This window comes from Marinobacterium profundum (genome assembly GCF_001528745.1).
Classification (GTDB): Bacteria; Pseudomonadota; Gammaproteobacteria; order Pseudomonadales; family Balneatricaceae; genus Marinobacterium_A; species Marinobacterium_A profundum.
On sequence record NZ_BCNS01000005.1, the window covers coordinates 1 to 1229 of the forward strand.

Annotated in this window: 1 protein-coding gene and 1 pseudogene; both read left to right on the top strand. The window is 59.2% G+C overall.

The features are described 5' to 3' along the window. Positions 1–343: pseudogene (locus MPRO_RS00845) on the top strand (hypothetical protein); the annotation flags it as partial. Positions 344–459: 116 nt separating this feature from the next. Further along, positions 460–1095 (top strand): esterase/lipase family protein, encoded by a 636-nt coding sequence (locus MPRO_RS00850; RefSeq protein ID WP_067285939.1) that lies wholly within the window; start codon positions 460–462, stop codon positions 1093–1095. The last annotated feature ends 134 nt before the right edge of the window (positions 1096–1229 follow it).

Genomic DNA, 1229 nt, shown 5'->3' on the forward strand with positions numbered 1-1229 from the left:
GCTGCAGCCGCTGTTGCGCCTGCTGGGTATAGGTCGGGAAGCGACCTCCATCACCATTATAGGCGTGACTCTGGGGCTGTCTTTTGGCGGCGCTTTGCTGATCCGCGAAGCCCAGGCCGGGCATGTATCAAAGCGGGATGTGTTTGCCTCAATGGCGTTTCTGGGGCTCTGCCACAGCCTGATCGAAGACACCCTGCTGGTGATGCTGCTGGGCGCGCATCTGTCCGGTGTGCTCTGGCTACGCCTGGCCTTCTCACTGATTACCATCGCCCTTATGACCCGCTGGATGGACAGACGCAGCGCCGCCTTTCATCAGCGCTACCTGGTGCACCCACCCGGTTGAGACTGTGGTTGTTGGCTTCGCTGGCCTGATTTTGGCGCCCAGTTTTCACATCCGTTTTGTCATTCAGAGCCGCGCAGTGATATAACCAGCTCTTAATCGCTGCCTGCGCACGACACATGAATGATGAAATCACCATACTGGTGCACGGCTTCAACCGTGGCCGGCGGGATATGGCTTACCTTGAGGCAGGCCTGCACCGCGAAGGCTGGCATACCCGCGCCCTGAATCTGCCCACCCTGTTCGGCGACATGAATGACTGTGTTGCCGCCATGTCTGCCCAGCTGGATGACATCACCGGTAGCTACCGCCGCGTGCACTATGTCGCCCACAGCCTCGGCGGGCTTATCACCCTGAACTTTATCCGTGAGACTCAGCCGCAGAATACTGGGCACTGTGTTTTTATCGCCACGCCCCACGGCGGCTCGCACTTGGCGCAGATCGCCAGCCGGATTCCGGGCTATACCCGTGTTTTCAAACCCATCGCCGAGCTGCAGCCCACCTGTGCCTATGATAACTGCCATGCTGAGTCTGGCCTGAGCCTGGGTGTGATCGCCGGTTGTCGTAACAGCGGCCTGCTGGGCAAGCTGTTTCTGTCTGACCAGAGCGATGGCCGCGTGGAAGTGGCGTCGGCCTGTGCCGGTGCTGCCCGGGAAACCATAGTGCTGCCCTTTGGCCATCAGGAGATTCATCATCGGCCTGAAACCTGTGCCCAGGTGCTGGCGTTTCTGGCCCAGGGCCGCTTCAGTCGTTAGGATTGGTGGCTGTTGTCGAGCCTATGCCAAGAGCCCAGTCTTGAAACCATCTGAACACAACGCAGCCAATTTACACTTATCCCAATTCGGCACCCGCCATCTCTTATCCACATCTGACCCTGCCGACCACTCCT